The sequence below is a fragment of the Providencia sp. PROV156 genome (assembly GCF_028480905.1).
Lineage (GTDB): Bacteria > Pseudomonadota > Gammaproteobacteria > Enterobacterales > Enterobacteriaceae > Providencia > Providencia hangzhouensis.
Genome location: NZ_JAMPPE010000015.1, coordinates 92,753 through 110,888 on the forward strand (window position 1 = coordinate 92,753; position 18,136 = coordinate 110,888).

Below are 18,136 nucleotides of genomic sequence, written 5' to 3' on the forward strand. Positions count from 1 at the left end.
TATAAAAATTTATTTAATTATATGCTAATGTAAAATTAGTAACTGCTTGGAATTTCCCTGGTGTTACTGGAATAACTTTGCTTTGCGAATCAACTAGCTGAAGTCCAATTAATGATGCTTGGAATTTTAATGTGTTATTCCCTTCAACATAATTTTGTTTTGCGCCAGAGTTAACTTTAATTTGAGTACCCGATGAATTCATAATCTTCACTGCGGCACCAGTAGCATCACCTGTAATCTGTAAATAACCTGTATCTTTCCCCGCTTCAGTTCCCTTGAAAGTTACCGCAACTTGATTATCACCTTTTAGGTTACAGCCTTCTAATTTAATCTGAAATGGTTGTGCTGATGATTCACCACCGTTATCTAAAGTCACATTAGATACTTGGCCTAATGGAACTTCTTGATTCTCTTCACCAGGAGCAATAGAGCATGGCGCTTCAATAATAGAACCAGAAAATGTTACCGTACCACTCCCTGCATCAACAGCTAAAGCAGATGTACTCATTAAACCAGAAATCATAGTTGCTAAAATAATTTTTTTCATTTTTTCCTCAAACGATAAGTATAGATATACATATAAATATTTATATGCATTTTTTTAATAAAAAATATTTAAATAAAATATATTTAAATGGACTAATAAAAATAAATTGTATCAGAGGCTGATATCTTATTTTTTAAAGAAATTACATCATCCGAAGGGGATTTTTGAACTTCAGCAATAATAAGCTTAATGACTCTTTCAAATGGACAATCGAGTGCTACGCTTAAATTAAATAACATATCAATACTAATTTTATTTATTCCACGTTCATAACGTGACATTTGTTGCTGTGAAACATTTACTTGTTTTGCTAGTTCACAAGCAGAAATACCATTCTCTTTACGTATTTTTCTTATAACTAATCCACAGTAAATAGAAAATAGATTATCTTGTGTTTCATATTTGGATATGACTCTATTAACTTTACTCATAATTAATAACAAGGTCTCAGTTTAATAATTTATAATTTGTTGTGCTCTTATATATTCCCTTTAAGTGCTTACAATTATAATGAGTAGTATTTTTTAAATCAAACCACGAAAAAGAATAGAGTCTATTTAATTGGCTATATTTACACTTTTTACAATTCAGTTGTTTTTCTTATCTAACAATAAGTTATAAACATTTAAAGTTTTTAACAATTTTTTTAAAATCAAATTTAGAAGTTAGCTTGTTAGTTTATTAGGCTTGGTTTGACATAAAAAAAAGTATTTTTATCTGAAATTAACAAATTTTAATAAATCCTCTTAGATTGTAACAAAATAACTTGATTTCAATCAAAAACACACACATAAGGAGTGATTATGTAATTTGAAAAACGAAAGACTTTAGAAAAAAGACAGTAAAATCAAGTGATTAATTAATACTCTCATTTGGAGTAAAAATCTACAAAAAAATACAATTAAATCATTATAGTAGCTAGCAGAGATGATGTGTGGCTTCTTATCATTACATCAATAGCCTTACTTATCTAAATATTTATACCTCCATAGCCGAGACACTATAGGGTTCTATCTGCTTAAATTTTTTGTTACGGGCTCTTCTAGCTTACTTCATATCTAGTAAGAGAGTTACTGCAGAGTAGTAAACAAGTACGGATATGTGTCGTTTTTTTACCATAATGTTTTATTTTAAGATATGACTTAGGGCGGTCATTAGTCTGATATTTTTTAACTTGGCTTTGTTAGCCTGTAAATTCAAATTGTTATGAAAGTAAGCTAGATTCTATTTATTTAGAAAGAGAAGGAGAACCAATAGTGAGTTTTTATGATATAACAGGAGGGAAAACAGCATAGTATTATATTTATAAATTAAATATTATGCTGTTTTTGATTAATGATACTTTTTAGTTGGGTGCAAATCTAAAATATAGGCTTACACATTAAACAAAAAGTTGAGTACATCGCCGTCTTTCACGATGTAATCTTTTCCTTCTGCGCGCATTTTACCTGCTTCTTTAGCACCTTGTTCGCCACGGTATTGGATAAAGTCATCAAATGCGATAGTTTGCGCGCGAATAAAGCCTTTTTCGAAGTCAGTATGAATTTTACCCGCAGCTTGTGGTGCAGTTGCACCAACAGGGATAGTCCACGCACGCACTTCTTTAACACCGGCAGTAAAATAGGTTTGCAGGTTTAATAACTGATATCCAGCACGAATAACACGGTTAAGACCCGGCTCTTCAATGCCTAAATCCGCCATAAATTCATCGCGTTCTTCGTCTTCAAGTTCTGCGATATCAGACTCAATCGCTGCGCAGACAGGAACAACTACAGAGCCTTCGGCTTCTGCGATTTTATACACCACATCTAAGAACGGGTTATTTTCAAAACCATCTTCATTAACGTTAGCAATGTACATGGTTGGCTTTAATGTTAAGAAGCTCAAGTAGCGGATAGCCGCTTTATCTTCATTAGATAAATCTAATGTGCGTAACATGCCTGCTTGCTCTAAGTGCGGCAAACATTTCTCTAATGCTTCTAATTCCGCTTTTGCGTCTTTATCGCCGCCTTTTGCACGTTTTTGGACACGATGAATAGCGCGCTCACAAGTATCAAGGTCAGCAAGTGCTAATTCAGTATTAATGACTTCAATATCTGCGGCAGGGTCAACTTGGCCTGCAACGTGAATGATATTGTCGTTTTCAAAACAACGAACAACATGACCAATGGCTTCGGTTTCACGGATATTCGTTAAAAATTGGTTACCTAGGCCTTCACCTTTGGATGCACCTTTCACTAAGCCCGCGATATCAACGAATTCCATAGTCGTTGGTAATATACGCTGTGGCTTCACAATTTCAGCTAATTGATCAAGACGTGGGTCTGGCATTGGCACAACACCCGTGTTTGGTTCAATTGTACAGAAAGGGAAGTTGGCTGCTTCGATGCCGGCTTTGGTCAATGCATTAAATAGGGTGGATTTACCCACGTTAGGCAGACCAACGATACCGCATTTAAAACCCATATGTTTCTCACCTTAATAGCAAGGGGCAGCCTCACGCTGCACCCAATGTTTAGAAATTGGCGCTGATTATACACAAAAAGTTGATTCGGATGAAATGAACTCTTATGAGGTTGCTTTAAAACCATGTAAACGATTGATGGCTTTGTCCATCCCATCAGCCAGGAGAATATCTGTGCACCTAGCTGCTTCATCAATCGCATCATCAATGAGCTTTTGTTCAGATAAAGGCGGTTTGCCCAAAACAAAACCAACAACTTTATTTTTATCACCCGGATGACCAATACCAATGCGTAAACGATAAAAATTCGGGTTATTGGCGAATTTGCTTTGAATATCTTTCAACCCATTGTGCCCGCCATTACTGCCACCTAACTTCATTTTAGCCACACCTGGTGGTAAATCGAGCTCATCATGGGCGACTAAGATCTCATCGAGATTGATGCGATAAAAATTAGCTATAGCGGCAACAGATTTACCACTTAGATTCATAAAGGTGGTTGGAACCAGCAGACGGATATCGTTACCATTCATATTAATGCGAGCGGTATAACCAAAAAATTTAGCTTCTTCTTTCAATGGCTGATTATGGCGCTCAGCCAGTAAATCAACATACCATGCACCTGCATTATGGCGCGTTTGTGCATATTCAGCACCTGGATTGGCAAGTCCAACAATTAACTTAATTTTGCTCACGACGATGATTTCACTATCAGTTATGAAATAATGCCTTAGTTTACCTTGTGAAATACAGGATGTACAAAATTGTGATAGATAAAAGTAACTATGATTATAATTACCGAATAAACTATTCGGATTTTCTGGGTTTTTGATAAAAAGCACTTTTTGTACAGATATTCTTGCTAACTTCCTTCCTTGTGATGTCTATCGCAAAAAATTTTACTTAATGCGCTATAATCATTACATAAATATAAAGTATGACCGAATTTATTTACACATGCTTGCTTATCAGTTTACTGGTACTGGAGGTATATATGAAACGGAAAAGCGCTCATCTTCTTGGTAATGTCTTCATGGGAATCGGAATGGTGTTGATGATCGGGAGTATTGGTGTCAACTTATTCTCTCATATTGTTAACTTAGGCCTTTCAGAACTTATTACCAATGGTTCCTTATTCGGCATTTTTATCGGTGCGATGGTATGGTTAGTCGGTGCAAGGATCGGCGGCCGTGAAAAAGTTGCAGACCGTTACTGGCAGTTAAAACAACAATATCATTCACGCAGAGATAATCACCGCTATCCATAAATAGCCTAGAGCAATTAATTGCTGATAATGGTGAACAAGTTTGATAATTAGGCATTAAGAAGAGTGAAATTCCAATGAATTTTGCTCTTTTGTCGTGAAGATTGTGAGTTATTTTAGATGGCTATTTTTATCGTTTTATTACGTGAAATCACCACTATGATTGGCGATAGAATATAAACATAGGCATCGATGGTTTCTTTCCTGCCAAAATCATAAAGCCCCTGCAAATGACATTGCAGGGGCTTATATTTTTTATTGTGACTTTTTCATTATGGTTGAACGCTAAAACCCAATATTGGAGAATTAGTGCTCAAACATTGCTGAAATTGACTCTTCGTTGCTAATACGACGGATAGCTTCAGCTAACATACCTGAAAGCGTTAAGGTGCGAACATTGCTCAGCGCTTTGATTTCAGGAGAAAGAGGAATAGTGTCACAAACAATGACTTCATCAATGACTGAATTTTTGATGTTGTCTACAGCATTACCTGAGAAAATCGGGTGTGTTGCGTATGCAAATACACGTTTAGCACCACGTTCTTTCAGTGCTTCAGCTGCTTTACACAGAGTACCACCGGTATCAATCATATCGTCCACTAAGATGCAATCACGACCTGAAACATCACCAATGATATGCATAACTTGAGAAACGTTCGCACGTGGGCGGCGTTTGTCAATAATGGCCATATCAGTGTCATTCAGGAGTTTTGCGATAGCTCTAGCACGTACCACGCCGCCGATGTCTGGAGATACAACGATTGGGTTTTCCAAATTCTTCTGTAACATATCTTCCAGAAGAATAGGGCTACCAAATACATTATCCACAGGAACATCAAAGAAGCCCTGGATCTGCTCTGCGTGTAAATCGACAGTGAGCACACGGTCTACACCTACACTTGACAGAAAATCGGCAACAACTTTAGCGGTGATTGGTACACGGGCAGAACGTACGCGACGATCCTGTCTTGCATAACCGAAGTAAGGGATAACAGCGGTAATACGACCAGCAGATGCACGGCGTAGCGCATCGACCATAACAACCAGTTCCATCAGGTTATCATTGGTTGGTGCACAAGTTGACTGGATGATAAAAATATCACCACCGCGAACATTTTCATTAATTTGAACACTGACTTCGCCGTCGCTAAAACGACCAACAGCCGCGTCTCCAAGATTAGTGTAAAGGCGGTTAGCAACACGTTGTGCTAGTTCCGGTGTAGCGTTACCAGCAAAAAGCTTCATATCGGGCACGAGAAAAACCTCAGGCTTGCGTCCAGAGAGATATTGTTGACCAATAGCGACAAGGCTTATTGGTGCAATACACGGGTTATCCCAGCGCGGAACTTGTGCAGTGGGGAAACGTTAACGCCTTGAGCGACGAACCCTTGCACCCACGATGGGGCTTTATTTAACACCTGCAGGGCATCCGCTTGTGTTTCAAATTCAGAAAAAACACATGCGCCTGTTCCTGTAAGGCGAGACGGAGCATATTCTAACAGCCAAGAAACAAGCTGTTCAACCTCACGAAAACGTTTTCTTGCGATTGGTTCACAGTCATTTGCGTACGGAGCCAGTAATAATGCGGCTAGGGAGCGTTTTGGAGAATTTCGATTTAATTGTGGATCTGTGAAGATCATCGGGGTTGATATTTCAATTCCGGGATGAGTGACGAGATACCATTTCTCTTCAGGGGAAGCTTTGGTTAAAATATCACCAATCCCTTCAGCGAAAGCGGCATGTCCACGAACAAACACTGGAACATCAGCACCTAATGATGCACCTAATTCTGCAAGGACTTCATCAGAAACCTGTGTTTTCCAATGTTCGTTAAGCGCAATTAAGGTTGTTGCTGCGTTTGATGAGCCCCCACCAATACCACCGCCCATGGGCAATACTTTATGAATACAAATATCAGCCCCTAATGGGCCATCGTGCTGTAAGGTATCGCGGCAATAGGATTGTAATAATTTAGCTGCCCGTAAAATTAGGTTTTTTTCGGGGGGAACCCCTTGCATGTCAGTCAATAAATTCAGTTGGTCGTCATCACGTGTTGTGATAGTGATTTCATCGCCATAATCGACAAATTGAAATAGAGTTTGTAACTCGTGATAGCCATCAGGGCGTTGGCCGGTGATGTACAAAAAAAGATTTAATTTTGCCGGAGAAGGCCATGTTAACGTCATTTTTTCAGTGTCCAACTATCCATTTTCAATTTGATAAGTCTATCCCCTTGGCGTAACTCGAGATAGTTTGGCAGCATTGGTGTTGTTTTGCTGTCATAGGAAATATAGTTGAGCTGCCATGTTTCACCATTGCTTTTAAACGTAACACTTTTTAGCAAGTGGTTTTCATCTAAGGTGAAATCTGTTGCACGTCCGGGCGAGCCAGTTAACCAAGCGGTTAGGTCATCAATTGGGATTTCCATACCAGTGAGCTGATAAATCAACTCGCTCGGCACGTCACTCATATGGGTTTGACCATCTTTGGTAGTTAATCGAGCTAAATCAGGTTCAACGGTAAGCTCAAGTTCGCGGCTACCTAATGGGTTGGTCAGCAACAAACGGTACTTTTCAGGTGTATATTGTTGCCAGAAAAACTTAGCATACGTTTTTGTTTCTCCGCCGTTATAGGCAAATGATCCACGGGTTTGGTAGTCACGTAACTGACTTAATTCTTGTTGATGTGCTTTCCACTTAGCATCCGATGCGGAGCTGGTTCCTTTCGTGGTTGTTTGTGACGTTGTCACGCAAGCAGTTAGCAAGACGCATGAAAGTGGTAAGAGGCGAAAAAAGTGCTTATTTATGTGCATAAACGGTAAAGCTTGAGTTAATTGCATATCAAATCTCAAAGTTGTATTGGGCGCTGATAGCAGTCTCTATTGAGTTACTTGCATTTAAAGAGGTTTAGTTTAGCGCGATATGGCTATCTGAGTCATCTATTGCACTCGATGATATACCTAACCGATAAAAATCTGTAAGTGATTTACTGTTTGTATACAAATAACATAGTGCATTGACAGCGGGAATGGTTTTCTAAAGTGGCTATTAAACCAATCCAAGCTCGTCACCATTTGTTTTCTGTGCGAAATAATTGCATCCTCTATGCATCTTATCGCAGTTAATTTATCATTGTTAATAATGATATGGCTGATAATCAGTTTTATATAGTATAAATAAACGATAAAATTACGATCAGTTTTGACTGATAAAATCGCTATTACGTCTGTTATTTCGGCTTATTTTTTGGCGTGGGTCATCTTTCTGAAGGATAGGCTTATGTAAACCGTAGAAAGAGAGACGCGGATCATCTACAATAGAACAATATAAATAACAGTATTGCTAAATTGGTAGGAAATACCCATCGAGCATAACTGAAAATAATTAGCACTGTAAGCAATGTGAGCAAGTCGTAAAGCACAATGACCTTATTAGCCTTAGGCATCAACCATAAAACAGCACCAGTAGCCCTGCGTGAGCGGGTGACATTTGGTCCTGAAAAAATTGACCATGCACTTGAGGAACTTCTCAAACAGCCTCAAGTGAATGGTGGCGTTGTGCTGTCTACCTGTAATAGAACTGAGCTTTACTTGAGCCTTGAATCACAAGAACGAGCTCAAGAACAGCTAGTAAAATGGTTGTGTGATTTTCATGGTATAACCCAAAAAGATTTACAGCCAAGTTTATATTGGCACCAAGACGACCGAGCGGTGAGCCACTTAATGCGTGTGGCGAGTGGCTTGGATTCATTAGTTTTGGGAGAGCCACAAATATTAGGGCAAGTAAAAAAGGCGTTTGCACTTTCGCAAGGTAACCATTCGTTATCAAGCGAACTTGAGCGTCTTTTCCAAAAATCATTTTCTGTTGCAAAACGTGTGCGTACAGAAACCGATATTGGAGCGAATGCAGTTTCTGTGGCATTTGCTGCTTGTACACTTGCTCGTCAAATATTTGAATCACTTAAGCATTTAAATATTTTGTTAGTTGGCGCAGGGGAAACTATTGAACTTGTGGCTCGTCATTTGCGCGAACACGGCGTACAAAAAATGATGATAGCTAACCGAACACGTGAACGTGCGGAGCTATTGGCCAATGAGGTGAATGCACAAGTTATTTCGTTATCGGATATTGATAACCGTTTAGCTGAAGCGGATATTGTCATTAGTTCAACGGCGAGTCCTTTACCCATTATAGGGAAAGGGATGGTCGAGCGTGCTATGAAAATACGTCGTAGTAAGCCGATGTTATTAATTGATATTGCCGTTCCTCGTGATATCGAACAAGATGTTGAAAAATTAAGAGATGTTTATCTCTATACTGTGGATGATTTGGAATCTATCATTGCACAGAACCTTGCTCAGCGAAAAGCCGCAGCCGTTGAAGCTGAATACATTGTTGAGCAAGAAAGTAGCCACTTTATGGATTGGTTGCGCTCACAAGCGGCAGTGTCTACAATTCGCGATTACAGAGAACAAGCTGAGGCCATTCGGGCAAATATGACTGAAAAAGCGTTGACGGCTATCCGTCAAGGTGCAGACCCTGAGCAAGTGATCATGCAATTATCGCAACAATTAACCAACCGCCTTATTCACGCTCCAACCAAATCTTTGCAGCAAGCTGCAGGAAATGGGGATGTAGAGCGTCTAAATCTACTTAGGGACAGCTTAGGGCTGGACCATCAATAACCACATTTTAATCATAGGTCTTATATAACGAATGAAGCCTTCTATTGTCGCAAAACTAGAAGCATTACAAGAACGCTACGAAGAAATTGAAGCGCACCTTGCTGATGCAGGTGTAATTGCCGATCAAGACCGTTTTCGTGCTTTATCAAAAGAATATGCTCAATTGTCTGATGTCGCTAAATGCTTTAGCGCATGGCGCACAGTACAGGATGACATCGAAACAGCTGAAATGTTGTTAGACGATCCTGAAATGAAAGAAATGGCTCAAGAAGAGCTTAAAGAAGCCAAAGCGCGCAATGAAGAGCTCGAACAGCAATTACAATTGTTATTGCTTCCGAAAGATCCTGATGATGAATATAACTGCTTCGTTGAAATCCGTGCGGGAGCAGGGGGAGACGAAGCGGCAATTTTTGCGGGTGATTTATTCCGTATGTATAGCCGCTATGCAGAAAACAACCGCTGGCGCGTTGAATTAATGAGCACGAGTGATGGTGAACATGGCGGTTTTAAAGAAGTTATCGCGAAAATTTCCGGTGATAGCGTTTATGGTCGCTTGAAGTTTGAGTCAGGCGGTCATCGTGTTCAACGTGTCCCTGAAACTGAATCTCAAGGCCGTATCCACACTTCTGCTTGTACTGTGGCTATTTTACCTGAACTGCCAGAAGCTGAGTTACCTGAAATCAGCCCTGCGGACTTACGTATTGATACCTTCCGTTCATCGGGAGCGGGTGGTCAGCACGTTAACACCACAGATTCTGCAATTCGTATTACCCATATTCCAACAGGTATCGTTGTTGAGTGCCAAGATGAACGTTCACAACATAAAAACAAAGCGAAAGCGATGTCTGTGTTAGGTGCGCGTATTCGCCAAGCAGAAATGGATAAACGCCAAGCCGCGGAAGCCTCTGAACGTCGTAACCTGTTGGGTTCTGGTGACCGTTCTGACCGTATTCGTACCTATAATTTCCCTCAAGGCCGAGTGACTGACCACCGTATCAACTTAACGTTATACCGTTTGGATGAAGTAATGGAAGGAAAGCTGGATTCACTTATCCAACCTATCATCAATGAATACCAAGCAGACCAACTTTCTGCGTTGTCTGAGCAGGAATAATGCAATATATCGAATGGGTCAAGCAGGCAGCGAATCGGCTGTCTGCAAGTGACAGTGCGAAGCGAGATGCTGAAATTTTACTGGAACATGTCACAGGCCGCAGTCGTACCTATCTTTTTGCTTTTGGTGAAACGGAACTCAAAGCCGAAGAATTCCAACAAGCTGAATTACTTTTACAACGCCGTGAGAAAGGTGAGCCTATCGCCTATATTATCGGTGAACGTGAGTTCTGGTCTCTTCCTCTTTATGTCTCTCCTGCAACACTAATACCTAGGCCAGATACCGAATGCATTATTGAACAAGCATTATCTAGGCTAACAGAGCAAAAAAATCAAATTTTAGATTTAGGCACTGGGACAGGGGCGATTGCATTGGCTTTGGCGTCAGAGATGCAACAAAGTCAGGTTATTGGTGTTGATTTTAACCCTGATGCAGTTGCTTTAGCACAACGAAATCAGCAGCGTTTGAATATTTCAAATGTCAAATTTATACAAAGTAATTGGTTTTCTTCACTATCAATTCAACAATTTGATATGATTATCAGTAATCCACCCTATATTGATGAAAATGATATGCACCTCAGTGAAGGTGATGTGCGATTTGAGCCGTTAACCGCTCTAGTGGCGAAGGATGAAGGCTTAGCTGATTTAATGCATATCATTAAAGAATCTAAAAAGTATCTTAAAAATCAAGGGTGGTTGCTTCTTGAGCATGGCTGGACACAAGGTCTTGCGGTGCGTGATTTATTTAAAGTACATGGGTACACCAAAATTGAGACTTGTCTTGATTATGGTGGAAGAGAGCGAATTTCACTCGGTCAATGGAATGGTTAAGTGGCGTAGCAGTGGGAATGTAATGAAAACCATAGCGAATATAGAGTTTAATCAACTCCCTTTAAGTGAAGGGATCATGACTGTGTCACAATGTATCCGTCATGATTTCCCGCTGATGAAAGTGCAAGCTCAGTTAGATAGCTTAGTATCATCAGCCAAGTCTTGTATCGATTTAACTGCTGATAATGAAACAAAAATTCAGCAATTGACTTCACTTTTCTACCAAGAATGGTCGTTTGGTCCAGCTGAAGGAATTTATTTGTTATCGGATATGCTGTGGTTAGATAAAGTATTGTCATCTAAGCAAGGTACGCCAGTGACACTCGGTGCTATCTTCTTGTATGTTGCCGAACGCCTTGGTATTGCGATTTATCCCGCTATTTTTCCTACGCAATTATTATTTATCAGTGAAAGAAATGATGGCAGCCAATGGGTAATTAACCCTGTTAATGGCGAGTCTTTATCATTACACACATTAAATTTATGGCTCAAAGGAACAGTTGATCCTTTTTCTGAATTTTACCATGACCAACTGGATGTAGCAGAAAACAGCGTTGTCATTCGTAAAATTTTTGACACATTAAAAGCGTCATTAATGGAAGAGAAAAAGATGGAATTAGCGTTGCGGGTTTGTGAAACGCTTCTGACTCTTGACCCTGAAGACCCTTACGAAATTCGTGACCGAGGGTTAATTCTGGCACATTTAGACTGTAATCATGTGGCATTGAGCGATCTCAATTATTTTATTGAGCATTGCCCAGAAGACCCTGTTTCTGAAATGATTAAAATACAAATTTATTCGCTGGATAACCATCCGGTCGTATTACATTAATTAACATACAGGCCTATCCCCTGTTTTAATATTTAAGGTAAGAGTATGCAACAGAAAGTAGTCAATATTGGTGATATCAATGTCGCGAACGACTTGCCGTTTGTGTTATTTGGTGGAATGAATGTATTAGAATCCCGCGATATGGCGATGAAAGTGTGTGAGCATTATGTCACGGTGACACAAAAGCTGGGAATTCCTTATGTTTTTAAAGCGTCATTTGATAAAGCAAATCGCTCATCAATCCACTCTTATCGTGGCCCTGGTCTTGAAGAAGGAATGAAAATATTCCAAGAGTTGAAACAAACATTTGGCGTAAAAATCATTACGGATGTTCATGAGCCAGCACAGGCCGCCCCTGTTGCTGAAGTCGTTGATGTTATCCAATTACCAGCGTTTTTAGCTCGCCAAACAGATTTAGTTGCGGCAATGGCTAAAACAGATGCAGTAATTAATATTAAAAAACCACAGTTTATCAGCCCAGGGCAAATGGGGAATATCGTCGAGAAATTTATCGAAGGCGGTAATGATAAAATTATTCTTTGCGACCGCGGTGCGAACTTTGGTTATGACAATCTAGTGGTTGATATGCTTGGCTTTAATGTCATGGTCCAAGCATCAAAAGGCTGTCCTGTCATTTTCGACGTAACCCATGCACTGCAATGCCGCGACCCGTTCGGTGCAGCATCTGGTGGCCGTCGTGGCCAAGTTGCTGAGTTGGCAAGAGCTGGAATGGCGGTTGGAATAGCAGGTTTATTCCTTGAAGCGCATCCAGACCCAGACAACGCACGTTGCGATGGCCCATCAGCACTGCCATTAGATAAGCTGGAACCATTCCTGAAACAAATGAAAGCAATTGACGAAGTTGTAAAAAGCTTCCCAGAGTTAGATACAAGTCGCTAAGTTAGGCGGTTTATGCAACTCACTGAAGTCGTTTCTATGTTCGGCGCTGATTTACAGCGCCGATATGGTGAAAAAATCTATAAAATCACCTTACATGGTGGCTTTAATTGCCCGAACCGTGATGGCACCCTTGGGCGAGGAGGCTGCACTTTTTGTAATGTGGCCTCTTTTGCTGATGAAAGTCAGTCATCTCAAACTATTAGTGAACAAATTCACCAACAGATCACCCGAATTTCCCGCGCAAAACGTTATTTAGCTTATTTTCAAGCCTATACCAGCACTTATGCCGAAGTGAGCCTATTAAAACAACTTTATGAAGAAGCCTTACTGCAAGCCGATATTGTTGGTTTATGTGTAGGAACTCGCCCTGACTGTGTCCCTGAATCCGTTTTGTCTTTGTTAGGCCAGTATCAACAGAAAGGCTATGAAATATGGCTTGAGCTAGGTTTACAAAGTGCTCATGATAAAACACTACATCGTATTAATCGTGGCCATGGTTTTGATGCATACCGACAAACAACGCAAAAAGCCCGTAGCCTTGGATTAAAAGTGTGTACGCATTTGATTTGTGGATTACCCGGGGAAAATGGCCAAATGAACATGGAAACACTTGATAAAGTGCTTGAATGCGGAACGGATGGTATCAAATTACATCCGTTACATATTGTTGAAGGCAGTGTGATGGCCAAAAGTTGGCGAGCAGGGCGCTTGGCAACGCTTTCTCTTGATGAATATACCCAAACTGCTGGTGAAATGGTACGTCATACTCCGACTGACATTGTCTACCATCGTATCAGTGCAAGTGCAAGAAAGCCAACTTTGCTCGCCCCGAACTGGTGTGAAAATCATTGGGTGGGAATGAATAATTTATATCAATATTTCTTAAAATGGGGAGGGCAAGGCTCCGCGCTTTGACTTCTTTAATGAGAACAACTATGAAATCAAATTTTTATAAAGCTATTATCGTTTCATCTCTAATTACGTTTTCTTTTCAAGCTGCTGCTCAACTTGATATTACTCCTGAAGATAAACAAAAATTTGTACAAACTCACCAAAAAGCAGTCAAGAAAGATGCCCTTGCTCAGTACCAACTTGCTCAAATGTATTTTTCCGGTTTAGGTGTCCTACAAAATTTTAATAGTGCGCGTTTATGGGCAAATGAAGCGGCAAAAAACGGTAATGCGGATGGTTATGCATTATTGGCGGATATCAATCTATTAAGTGATAGTTACTTTTCGCAGGAATTGGCTGATGCCCGTAAATACGCGACAAAAGCGGTTGAAATGGGCAGTACGCGCGGAAAAATCAGTTTAGCAGAGTCATTGATAAATCCAATTGCAGGCAAAACGGATTATCAACAATCTATAGAACTTCTTAATGAAGTTAATGCGTTAAATAACCCGGATTATTTTATTGCTCCAATTTTACTTGGTGTTATCTATTTAGATGGCAAAGGCGTTGCAAAAGACGAAAAGAAAGCACAGCAATGGTTTGATAAAGCAAATGAGATGACTTATCCAGGCTATGCAGAGTGGATGGCTGCGTTTAGATTTTCTGAAGATAACACAGGAACGGTGACCATCGACCAAGTTAAAGCAAAAAAATTAAGGGAAATAGCCTGCGAAAAAGGAAAAAATGCAGGGAATGAGATGTTTTGTTTTAGTGAGTGATAGCTAAACCGCCATGTGAAATAGCATGGCGGTTTGCTTTGATACCTAAGTTAAGGCGTTGTTGTTGGTTTTTCTGTGTCGATAGAACCTGCCTGTTCGATAGCTTTAACGGCTTCAAGTGCATGATCCATTGAATTATAAAAGCTCAATACGCCTTCAATAGGTGTCACTTTCGCTCTTGCCAAAGTTTTTAATGGCTGGAACGGAATGTCACAAACTAAGACATGGGTATCTTTGCGTACGGCATCTATGAATTTTTCGAAAGCTTCTAAACCACCTGCATCTAAAACCGGCACTGCGTCCCATTGCATAATAATGGTTTCATAACCTGCGCTTTTGACGCGCAATTCATCGAAAATACGCTCAGCAGCAGCGAAAAATAACGGGCCATTTATTCTTACGACTAAACGGCTTCGCTCTTCGTCTGTTTCTGCGAGTTGTGTTGAACGGGTCATATTGGCAATACGCCGCATGAACAATAATGACGCGAGAACAATCCCGACAGTGATAGCAATGACCATATCAAATAGAACAGTTAGAGACATACATAGTACTAATACAATAATGTCATCTTTTGGCGCGCGTTTAATCAGGTAAACGACTTTGCCCGCAGCACTCATGTTCCAAGCCACAATCAATAGTAATGCAGACATTGCGGCTAATGGCAGATAAGAGAGCATTGGTGCAAGAACTAATAATGTAAGTATCACCAGTATTGAGTGAATAATCGCAGAAATGGGGGATGTAGCACCTGCACGGACGTTAGCTGCAGAGCGTGCTATTGCAGCGGTTGCTGTGATCCCACCAAAAAAAGGCGCCGCAATGTTCCCCACACCTTGGCCAATAAGTTCACTATTGGAATGGTGCTTGGTTCCTGTCATGTTGTCCAATACTACAGCACATAACAGTGACTCAATTGCGCCAAGTACCGCCATAGAAAATGCTGCAGGCATTAATGCGGTGATCATCGCCCAGTTGATTGGCGCACTTCCGGGGAGTTCCCATGGCAAAATAAACTGCGGTAGGATAGGGGGAATACCATTACCTTCAGTACCATCAGGCAATAAATAGCTAAATTCAGAACCGATAGTCGCGACTTCCATACCAAATAATGAAAGTACCCACATGACGAAAGTCCCGACAATAAGGGCTGGCAAATGGCCGGGAAGTTTTAATTTTAGTTTAGGCCAGAAGATAAGCACCAAAAGGGTTGAAAGACCAATTAGTGTGTCACTGTACTGAAAAGTGGGGAAGGTATTGCCAATAGCAATGAGCTTATCAACATAGTTTTCTGGGACATGCGCCATTTGCAAGCCAAAGAAATCTTTAATTTGCATGGTAGCAATGGTGATAGCAATTCCCGAAGTAAAGCCTAAGGTGACAGAAACGGGTATGTATTCAATAAACTTACCAAAGCGAGCAAACCCCATCGCAAGAAGTATGACACCCGACATCAATGTGGCGACTAATAACCCACTTAACCCAAATTGTTGAGAGACAGGATAGAGGATCACCACAAAAGCCGCTGTGGGGCCTGAAACGCTATAGCGTGACCCACCAGTTACCGCGATGACGATCCCAGCAATCGCGGCAGTATAAAGCCCATATTGAGGCGGAACACCGCTAGCGATAGCCAAAGCCATTGCGAGGGGGATAGCGATAATACCCACGGTAATACCCGCGATTAAATCCTTAATAAAGCGGGTAGCCGTATATTTTTCTTTCCAACAAGAATCTATTAGCGCACTAAAAGGGCGCAACCTATTAATTTTTTTTGTACTCATTATACCCTACCAAATAACAGGGTGAAAAATAAACGAAAGATGTACCTATAAGGATACGCTTAGCAATCTAAAAAAAATCTGTTATGTATCAATGAATCTGCAATTATCATAACGTTTTCAGTAACAAAAGTAAAAAACCGTTATATTATAAAGAAAAATAGTTAGAGTACATTTTATATGGCTATTTTTCTTTTTTAGACTATATATGTGAATGATGTAAGCGTAATTTTATTTTTTAAGTAGTAATTATAAATCATTATAAATAAATAATTAGTCAACACGTATAATGGCTAAATTGTTATGATTGCTACCAATAATCCTATCCATTGCAGTAGTACTAGCCCAAGAGCACGTATGAAAAGACGTTTAGTCCCAGACCACCTTTGCTGCATCGTATGATGTTTGATTTTGCTTGGAAATAAAAAATTTAAAGCATTATCAAAATGTTCTGTTTCATTATGTGTGTAGATAATTTTAAAGAAATGATTATCTAGCCATAGGCGATATATATAATACTGGCAAATTATAAATATAATCACATTGACAAATAAAATATATTTAGGGTAATTAGAACCCAAAAATAAACTTAATTGGCAAAATAATGCTAATACAGACCCTACAGTAAAATAACGCCAACTATGAGTCAAAATAGTGATGACTTCACTTTGTTGTTTATTCATCAATATATTCATTTTTTCACTCGGTTTAGGTGGTAATGGGTATACCAATAATTCAGCTGCTCTATCGTTGCTGTATTTAAAATCACTTGTGGGCGAGTTTGCTCAACTAATACTACGGCCCCTTCTATATTTTTAGCATCACCATGATGTACCAGCCATGCAACAGCCACAGTCGCACTTCGTGAGTAACCTAATTTGCAATGAATATATACCGCACCGTGTTTTACCAGCTCATCCATAGTATGGACTGACTTTTCGATATCTTCCGCGCTTAGAGGTAACAAATCAATTTGCGGTTGGCTACAATATTTCAGCCCTTTACTGTAAGAATTACGAGGCCATTCGCAAGTCATATCTAAAACAGCTTGAGTTTGCAAAGCGTAAAGCGGGCGCCCTCCCAAAACAATATGTTTACTGACAATACTGGGTTGTGCGCAGTGCTTAGCGAAGTAATGATAGGTTCCCCAAGCAATCAGCCGGTATGGCAGCAATAAAATAGCAGCCGAAGGGGAAATATTACCTTCCGGTGTTTTTTGGAAAACGCTGGCTCCGGCTCCTAAGTAGCCAAGGGTAATAAAAAAGAGGGCAATAGCAGGCCATAATAGTAACCAAGCGAACCCTTGGAAGGTAAAAGCAAGAATAAAACAAGCAAGAGAACCGGCTCCATAGTTTTTACTCATTTTAAAACTGCGAGGAGAACCTGTGTAATGCCATTGCCAATGGGTTTGTATAGGAAGTAAATAGCTAATTAATAGGCCAACGACAAAGCCAGTGATGACATCAATAAAGTGGTGTTGCCATGTGGTTAGAACTGAAATTAAAATTAAAACAGACCAACTATGAAGCAACCAGCGCCATTTTGTTGGTGTATGTGCTCGAAAACGTAACCATAGGATCCACAATAAAATAATATGTAATGAAGGGGCTTGGTTAAAGGGGAGATCAAATAGCTCTAGGCTGTTAAACATCCAGCCAAATAGGCCATCAGTGCTTGGTCGAGGGAAACTAAACTTTAGTGGAAATAGCAAAAAACCAATACAAGCAACAAGAGAAGCCGTGATCAGCCGTAAGCCGTGGATGGTTTGTTCTTTACGGGTCGTGCAAATAAATAATGATAACCCATAGAATAAGTCAATGCTCCAATAGGGAATGATAGTCCAAGGAAGAAATGGGATATGTGTTTCCCAAGAAAAAACGATAGAGGGAACCTGGTCTAACGTTGCGGTATAGGTATTGACTTGGCCATAAGTTAAGAAGAAAAAAGGTGCTAGAAAAACTAACCATAGCAAACCAGACAGTATTATTTTGCGTCGAGGTACAACCTGTTGAGGTTCGCGGGTTGCAGTTATCATCCTTTATCCTAT

The 18,136-nt window shown here is 40.0% G+C and carries 18 protein-coding genes; 8 read left to right on the forward strand and 10 right to left on the reverse strand.

The window, feature by feature from the left end:
- Positions 1-13: 13 nt before the first annotated feature.
- From PSF31_RS12590 to pth, 4 genes are all read right to left on the reverse strand, one after another.
- Complete coding sequence (locus PSF31_RS12590) at positions 14-547, reverse strand: fimbrial protein (protein WP_004264109.1); 534 nt, start codon at positions 545-547, stop codon at positions 14-16.
- Between the two features lie 92 nt (positions 548-639).
- Positions 640-978: a helix-turn-helix domain-containing protein gene (locus PSF31_RS12595; RefSeq protein ID WP_004264112.1), complete on the reverse strand. Its 339-nt coding sequence runs from the start codon at positions 976-978 to the stop codon at positions 640-642.
- 943 nt (positions 979-1,921) lie between these two features.
- Positions 1,922-3,013 carry a redox-regulated ATPase YchF gene (gene ychF / locus PSF31_RS12600; protein ID WP_094962511.1) on the reverse strand — a complete coding sequence of 364 codons (1,092 nt, stop codon included), beginning with the start codon at positions 3,011-3,013 and terminating at the stop codon, positions 1,922-1,924.
- 102 nt (positions 3,014-3,115) lie between these two features.
- On the reverse strand, positions 3,116-3,706 hold the full coding sequence (gene pth / locus PSF31_RS12605; protein WP_094962512.1) for an aminoacyl-tRNA hydrolase: 591 nt from the start codon (positions 3,704-3,706) through the stop codon (positions 3,116-3,118).
- A 299-nt stretch (positions 3,707-4,005) separates the two neighbouring features.
- Here pth and ychH point away from each other — a divergent pair, with 299 nt between their 5' ends.
- On the forward strand, positions 4,006-4,278 hold the full coding sequence (ychH, locus tag PSF31_RS12610) for a stress-induced protein YchH (protein WP_004910602.1): 273 nt from the start codon (positions 4,006-4,008) through the stop codon (positions 4,276-4,278).
- 303 nt (positions 4,279-4,581) lie between these two features.
- On the opposite strand, the gene prs is transcribed toward ychH, so the two are convergent.
- From prs to lolB, 3 genes are read right to left on the reverse strand one after another with little or no spacing between them, the layout of a single operon-like run.
- A complete protein-coding gene (gene prs, locus PSF31_RS12615; RefSeq protein WP_004910604.1) occupies positions 4,582-5,529 on the reverse strand; it encodes a ribose-phosphate diphosphokinase in 948 nt (315 codons plus the stop codon).
- A 56-nt stretch (positions 5,530-5,585) separates the two neighbouring features.
- Positions 5,586-6,461, reverse strand: a complete 876-nt coding sequence (gene ispE, locus PSF31_RS12620) for a 4-(cytidine 5'-diphospho)-2-C-methyl-D-erythritol kinase (protein WP_096864868.1) — start codon at positions 6,459-6,461, stop codon at positions 5,586-5,588.
- Entirely contained in the window at positions 6,458-7,114 is a 657-nt protein-coding gene (lolB, locus tag PSF31_RS12625) for a lipoprotein insertase outer membrane protein LolB (RefSeq protein WP_004910605.1), read from the reverse strand. Before lolB ends, ispE begins: the two co-directional genes overlap by 4 nt.
- 582 nt (positions 7,115-7,696) lie before the next feature.
- On the opposite strand from lolB, the gene hemA reads away from it, so the two are divergent.
- From hemA to PSF31_RS12660, 7 genes are read left to right on the forward strand one after another with little or no spacing between them, the layout of a single operon-like run.
- Positions 7,697-8,959: a glutamyl-tRNA reductase gene (gene hemA, locus PSF31_RS12630; RefSeq protein ID WP_004264133.1), complete on the forward strand. Its 1,263-nt coding sequence runs from the start codon at positions 7,697-7,699 to the stop codon at positions 8,957-8,959.
- A 31-nt stretch (positions 8,960-8,990) separates the two neighbouring features.
- Positions 8,991-10,073, forward strand: a complete 1,083-nt coding sequence (prfA, locus tag PSF31_RS12635; RefSeq protein WP_004264135.1) for a peptide chain release factor 1 — start codon at positions 8,991-8,993, stop codon at positions 10,071-10,073.
- Entirely contained in the window at positions 10,073-10,906 is an 834-nt protein-coding gene (gene prmC / locus PSF31_RS12640) for a peptide chain release factor N(5)-glutamine methyltransferase (protein ID WP_094962514.1), read from the forward strand. Before prfA ends, prmC begins: the two co-directional genes overlap by 1 nt.
- A 22-nt stretch (positions 10,907-10,928) precedes the next feature.
- Positions 10,929-11,738, forward strand: coding sequence for an invasion regulator SirB1 (gene sirB1 / locus PSF31_RS12645; protein ID WP_036958727.1), 810 nt, complete (start codon positions 10,929-10,931; stop codon positions 11,736-11,738).
- Between the two features lie 45 nt (positions 11,739-11,783).
- Positions 11,784-12,638, forward strand: coding sequence for a 3-deoxy-8-phosphooctulonate synthase (gene kdsA / locus PSF31_RS12650; RefSeq protein ID WP_004255137.1), 855 nt, complete (start codon positions 11,784-11,786; stop codon positions 12,636-12,638).
- Positions 12,639-12,650: 12 nt separating this feature from the next.
- Positions 12,651-13,553 (forward strand): TIGR01212 family radical SAM protein, encoded by a 903-nt coding sequence (locus tag PSF31_RS12655; RefSeq protein WP_094962515.1) that lies wholly within the window; start codon positions 12,651-12,653, stop codon positions 13,551-13,553.
- A gap of 20 nt (positions 13,554-13,573) precedes the next feature.
- Positions 13,574-14,308, forward strand: a complete 735-nt coding sequence (locus PSF31_RS12660) for a tetratricopeptide repeat protein (protein ID WP_096864836.1) — start codon at positions 13,574-13,576, stop codon at positions 14,306-14,308.
- 50 nt (positions 14,309-14,358) lie between these two features.
- Here PSF31_RS12660 and dauA read toward each other — a convergent pair whose 3' ends face one another.
- The 3 genes from dauA to PSF31_RS12675 all read right to left on the reverse strand — a co-directional run bounded on the left by dauA (position 14,359) and on the right by PSF31_RS12675 (position 18,124).
- Positions 14,359-16,092, reverse strand: a complete 1,734-nt coding sequence (gene dauA / locus PSF31_RS12665; protein WP_004255130.1) for a C4-dicarboxylic acid transporter DauA — start codon at positions 16,090-16,092, stop codon at positions 14,359-14,361.
- A gap of 290 nt (positions 16,093-16,382) precedes the next feature.
- Positions 16,383-16,772 (reverse strand): hypothetical protein, encoded by a 390-nt coding sequence (locus PSF31_RS12670; RefSeq protein ID WP_232062954.1) that lies wholly within the window; start codon positions 16,770-16,772, stop codon positions 16,383-16,385.
- Between the two features lie 8 nt (positions 16,773-16,780).
- The gene (locus tag PSF31_RS12675; protein ID WP_096864838.1) at positions 16,781-18,124 is read right to left on the reverse strand and encodes a phosphatase PAP2/dual specificity phosphatase family protein; all 1,344 of its coding nucleotides are present in this window, start codon (positions 18,122-18,124) and stop codon (positions 16,781-16,783) included.
- Positions 18,125-18,136: the final 12 nt, after the last annotated feature.

What these genes read in the sequence shown, in the direction of transcription:
- PSF31_RS12590 (WP_004264109.1), bottom strand. Translation starts at nt 547, where the DNA reads ATGAAAAAAATTATTTTAGCAACTATGATTTCTGGTTTAATGAGTACA.
- PSF31_RS12595 (WP_004264112.1), bottom strand. Translation starts at nt 978, where the DNA reads ATGAGTAAAGTTAATAGAGTCATATCCAAATATGAAACACAAGATAAT.
- ychF (WP_094962511.1), bottom strand. Translation starts at nt 3,013, where the DNA reads ATGGGTTTTAAATGCGGTATCGTTGGTCTGCCTAACGTGGGTAAATCC.
- ychH (WP_004910602.1), top strand. Translation starts at nt 4,006, where the DNA reads ATGAAACGGAAAAGCGCTCATCTTCTTGGTAATGTCTTCATGGGAATC.
- ispE (WP_096864868.1), bottom strand. Translation starts at nt 6,461, where the DNA reads ATGACGTTAACATGGCCTTCTCCGGCAAAATTAAATCTTTTTTTGTAC.
- lolB (WP_004910605.1), bottom strand. Translation starts at nt 7,114, where the DNA reads ATGCAATTAACTCAAGCTTTACCGTTTATGCACATAAATAAGCACTTT.
- hemA (WP_004264133.1), top strand. Translation starts at nt 7,697, where the DNA reads ATGACCTTATTAGCCTTAGGCATCAACCATAAAACAGCACCAGTAGCC.
- prfA (WP_004264135.1), top strand. Translation starts at nt 8,991, where the DNA reads ATGAAGCCTTCTATTGTCGCAAAACTAGAAGCATTACAAGAACGCTAC.
- prmC (WP_094962514.1), top strand. Translation starts at nt 10,073, where the DNA reads ATGCAATATATCGAATGGGTCAAGCAGGCAGCGAATCGGCTGTCTGCA.
- sirB1 (WP_036958727.1), top strand. Translation starts at nt 10,929, where the DNA reads ATGAAAACCATAGCGAATATAGAGTTTAATCAACTCCCTTTAAGTGAA.
- kdsA (WP_004255137.1), top strand. Translation starts at nt 11,784, where the DNA reads ATGCAACAGAAAGTAGTCAATATTGGTGATATCAATGTCGCGAACGAC.
- PSF31_RS12655 (WP_094962515.1), top strand. Translation starts at nt 12,651, where the DNA reads ATGCAACTCACTGAAGTCGTTTCTATGTTCGGCGCTGATTTACAGCGC.
- PSF31_RS12660 (WP_096864836.1), top strand. Translation starts at nt 13,574, where the DNA reads ATGAAATCAAATTTTTATAAAGCTATTATCGTTTCATCTCTAATTACG.
- dauA (WP_004255130.1), bottom strand. Translation starts at nt 16,092, where the DNA reads ATGAGTACAAAAAAAATTAATAGGTTGCGCCCTTTTAGTGCGCTAATA.
- PSF31_RS12670 (WP_232062954.1), bottom strand. Translation starts at nt 16,772, where the DNA reads ATGAATAAACAACAAAGTGAAGTCATCACTATTTTGACTCATAGTTGG.
- PSF31_RS12675 (WP_096864838.1), bottom strand. Translation starts at nt 18,124, where the DNA reads ATGATAACTGCAACCCGCGAACCTCAACAGGTTGTACCTCGACGCAAA.